The organism is Sphingomonas sp. Leaf25, from assembly GCF_001421635.1.
GTDB lineage: Bacteria > Pseudomonadota > Alphaproteobacteria > Sphingomonadales > Sphingomonadaceae > Sphingomonas.
In genome coordinates this window covers 172,529-176,701 of record NZ_LMKU01000033.1, presented here as the reverse complement: position 1 = coordinate 176,701, position 4,173 = coordinate 172,529, and the positions used below count along the sequence as shown (strand labels likewise).

Annotated in this window: 3 protein-coding genes; 1 reads left to right on the top strand and 2 read right to left on the bottom strand. The window is 67.9% G+C overall.

Annotated features, from left to right (window positions below):
• Nucleotides 1-188: 188 nt before the first annotated feature.
• Nucleotides 189-983, bottom strand: coding sequence for an aldo/keto reductase (locus tag ASE78_RS15875; RefSeq protein ID WP_056498432.1), 795 nt, complete (start codon nt 981-983; stop codon nt 189-191).
• Between the two features lie 148 nt (nt 984-1,131).
• Nucleotides 1,132-3,492, bottom strand: coding sequence for an FtsK/SpoIIIE family DNA translocase (locus ASE78_RS15870; protein ID WP_056498429.1), 2,361 nt, complete (start codon nt 3,490-3,492; stop codon nt 1,132-1,134).
• A 134-nt stretch (nt 3,493-3,626) separates the two neighbouring features.
• Between ASE78_RS15870 and ASE78_RS19670 the strand changes: the two genes are divergently transcribed.
• A partial coding sequence (locus ASE78_RS19670; RefSeq protein ID WP_235515109.1) for an FAD-dependent monooxygenase occupies nt 3,627-4,173 on the top strand: 547 nt, incomplete at its 3' end.

Below are 4,173 nucleotides of genomic sequence, written 5' to 3'. Positions count from 1 at the left end.
TCCCAATCTGCTCCCCTCCCTGACAAGGGAGGGGTTGGGGGTGGGTTGGCCGGTTGTGGAGCGCGTACGTTTCCTTAGCAGCCGACCCACCCCCGGCCCCTCCCTTGTCAGGGAGGGGAGGCGCCTGCGCCGCCGTCCGGCTGAATGTCGATCGGTCCTGGCAATCCTTCCCCACTACCGGAAACGGATTACAGCGTATCCGGGTTGGGGCCGAGGCGGCCGTCCGCACGGTCGAGCGCATCGATCGCGGCGACCTGTTCGCCCGACAGCGTGACCGACTGCGCCGCCAGATTTTCCTCGATCCGCGCGCGCGACGATGCCTTGGGGATCACGCCGAGCCCGGCCTGCAGATGCCATGCAAGGATCACCTGCGCCGGGGTCGCGCCGATGTCGCGGGCGATGCCGGCGATGACCGGATCGGCAAGCAGCTTGCCCTGCCCCAGCGGCGACCAGCTCTGCGTCACGATGCCGAGCCGTTCGTGCGCGGCGCGTGCCTTACGCTGCTGAAAGGTCGGATGCAGCTCGATCTGGTTGAGCGCCGGCACCACACCCGTCGCATCGGCGATCCGGTCGAGATGGTCGGGCGAGAAGTTCGACACGCCGATCGAGCCGACCCGGCCGTCCTTCTGCAACGCCACCAGCGCGCGCCACGTATCGACATAGCGGTCCTGCGACGGCATCGGCCAGTGGATCAGGAACAGGTCGATTGTCGGCAGGTTCGCGGCACTGGCGTCGAACGCGCGCAGCGCCTCGTCATAGCCCATCGCGTCGCGCCACAATTTGGTGGTGACGAACGCATCGGTCCCGCCGGTCGCCGCGCCGACCCCGGCTTCGTTGCCATAGAAAGCAGCGGTATCGACCAGCCGATAGCCAGCATCCAGCGCCTCGCGCGACAGGCGTTCGGCGTCCTCGGGCGGGACCAGATAGGTGCCGAAGCCAATCGCAGGGATGGTGCGGCCGTCGTTCATCGTCAGGTCGGTCATTCGGAAATCCTTCGTTCACGCGCCTGCTACATCGGCGCTTGGTTCGCGATGAAAAGCATGGCCGGACTGTTATACCGGCTGCGAGGCACGACATCGGTCGCCGGGCTCATAACTCGGTACGTCATGGACGTGTAAGAGGGGGTCGTGTCTACCCCGCCGGGCGACCATCGGCATCCATCAGCACCTCGCGCCGGCCGACATGGTCGGGACGCGAGACGAGGCCCTCCTTCTCCATCCGTTCGATGAGGCGCGCGGCGGAGTTGTAGCCGACGCGAAGCTGGCGTTGCAGCCAGCTCGTCGATGCCTTCTGGCTCTCGGCGACCAACTGGCACGCCTGACGGAAGATCTGGTCCTCGGGGGAATCATTGCCGGTGGGCGCGCCATCGAGGCTGAAGCCGGCATCGCCTTCGGGTTCGTTCACCACCGCGTCGATATAGTCGGGGGCGCCTTGGCTGCGCCAGAAATCGGACACCGCCTGCACCTCGTCATCGCTGACGAACGGCCCGTGGACGCGCGCCAGCGCCTTGCCGCCGGGCATGTAGAGCATGTCGCCGCGCCCGAGCAGTTGCTCGGCCCCCTGTTCGCCGAGGATGGTGCGCGAATCGATCTTGGACGTAACGTGGAAGCTGATCCGCGTCGGCAGGTTCGCCTTGATGACGCCGGTGATGACGTCGACCGAGGGGCGCTGCGTCGCCATGATGAGGTGGATACCCGCCGCGCGCGCCTTTTGCGCCAGCCGCTGGATCAGGAATTCGACTTCCTTGCCCGCGGTCATCATCAGATCGGCGAGCTCGTCGACGATCACCACGATCTGCGGCAGCGGGGCGAGGTCGAGCGTCTCCTCCTCATACACCGGGGTGCCGTTCTCGGCGTCATAACCCGTCTGCACCTTGCGGCCGAGCTTCTGCCCCTTGGCGGTCGCCGCGCGGACCTTCTCGTTGAAGCTGGCGAGGCTGCGGACGTTGATCGACGCCATCATGCGATAACGGTCCTCCATCTGCTCGACCGCCCATTTCAAGGCGCGGACCGCCTTGGGCGGATCGGTCACGACATCGGCGAGGAGGTGGGGGATGCCGCGATACATGCTGAGTTCGAGCATCTTGGGATCGATCATAATCATGCGGCACTGGTCCGGCGTCAGCCGGTAGAGCAGCGACAGGATCATGCAGTTAAGCCCCACCGACTTGCCAGAGCCAGTGGTGCCCGCGACCAGCAGGTGCGGCATCGGCGCGAGATCGGCGACCACCGGATCGCCGGCGATGTTCTTGCCCAGCACGATGGGCAGTTGCGCATTCTGGTCGGCGAACGCCTGGCTCGCCATCAGTTCGTGGAGGTTGACCGTCTCGCGCTTCTGGTTGGGCAGTTCGATGCCGATGACGGTGCGGCCCGGAATCGTCGCGACGCGCGCCGAAATGGCGGACATGTTGCGCGCGATGTCGTCGGCGAGCTGAATCACCCGGCTGGCCTTGATGCCCGGCGCCGGCTCCAGTTCGTACATGGTGACGACCGGGCCGGGCGAGACCTTCACGATCTGCCCCTTCACGTTGAAGTCGTCGAGCACGCTTTCGAGCAGCCGCGAGTTGCGCTCCAGCGCCTGCTTGTCGATCGTCGGACCGCTCGACGCGGGCGCACGCGACAAAAGGTCGAGCGAGGGCAGTGCGAAATTGTCGCGGCCTTCGCTGCTCGCGGGCTTGGGCGCGCTGGCCAGCGCGGGCGATGCCTTGCGGTCGGCGATTACCGGGGCCGGGCGGCGATCGGCCTCGGCGCGCGGGGGACGTGCCACCGGAACGTCGTCGTCCTCATCCGCCACCAGCGGATCGGCGACGAACGGCGCCGCCGGGGCCATGTCGAACGGCGCATCGTCGTCGTCGATCCGCCGATCGGCGGCGACCGCCTTGGCCCGTCGCTCGAACTTCGGCAGGCGGAAGGTGCCGTCGGGAATCTCGATCGTCAGCCCCTTGGCCCAGCGCCAGATGCCGAACACCCCGCACAGCAGCGCCACGACACGGATCAGCCACAGCTCGGCGACCGGCTGGCCGATCAGGTGAATCAGCCCCTGCACGGCGGTGGCGATGCTCCAGCCGATCACCCCGCCATAGCCCGCCGGCAGCGTCAGGATCGCGTCACCCGACACGAAGGCGAGCGTGGTGCCCATCGCCAGCACGCCGACCACGCAGTCGCGGATCATGTGCTTCCACGGCCCCACCGCCACGTCGCGCCACAGCCGCACACTGACGATCAGCGCCAGCGGCAACAGCAACGCCACCGGCACGCCGAACAGCATCAGCAACAGGTCGGCGACCATCGCGCCGGGCGCGCCCAGCTTGTTGGCGATCGGGCCGCCCGCCGCCGTGCTGAGCGACGGGTCGGCGGGCGAATAGCCGAGCAGCGCCAGCACGATCAGCAGCACGCCGACGAACAACAACGTCGCCCCGATCAACGCGCCGCTGCGCTTCGCCCCCGCCTTCATCGCCTCGCGCCACAACAGCGGCTGCGCGTTGGTCGCCATTCGTTCGATTCCTGTTCGATAAGGCGATCGGTTTGCGCCGGGGTGTACCACGTCGTCAAGGCGGCGTTGCGGCGGGTGGCCGCAACCCCTAGATCGGGTTGCATCCAACGACTTCGCAGGAACGGACGGACTTCATGGCACAGGCGGACGTCATCATCCTGGGGGGCGGGCTGGTCGGCAGCACGCTGGGCGTATCGCTCGGCGTTCACGGCATTTCGTCGATCATCCTCGATCCCGCCGATCCGGCGGTGACGCTGGCGCCGGGGTTCGACGGCCGCGCCTCGGCGATCGCCAGCGCGACGCACCGGATGTTCGACGCGATCGGCATCACGCCCGGCCTCGGCACTGAGGGCTGCCCGATCGCCGCGATACGGGCGACCGACGGGCTGGCACCGGGCAAGCTCGACTTCATCCCCGATGCCGCCGACGATCCGGTGGGGGTGATGTACGAGAACAAGCGACTGCGCCGCGCGATCTACGACGCCGCCGTCGCCAGCCCCCATGTCGACCTGCGCTACCGCGAACGTGCGCTCGATGTGCAGCGCGGCGCGACCGGCGTGACGGTGACGACCGCCGGCGGCGACACGCTCACCGCGCCGCTGCTGATCGCCGCCGAGGGACGCAATTCGCCGACGCGCGAGGCGGCGGGGCTGCGCGTGGCGAGGTGGTCGTACGATCATG

Coding starts and splice junctions, on each gene's coding strand:
- ASE78_RS15875 (WP_056498432.1), bottom strand. CDS start 983: ATGACCGACCTGACGATGAACGACGGCCGCACCATCCCTGCGATTGGC.
- ASE78_RS15870 (WP_056498429.1), bottom strand. CDS start 3,492: ATGGCGACCAACGCGCAGCCGCTGTTGTGGCGCGAGGCGATGAAGGCG.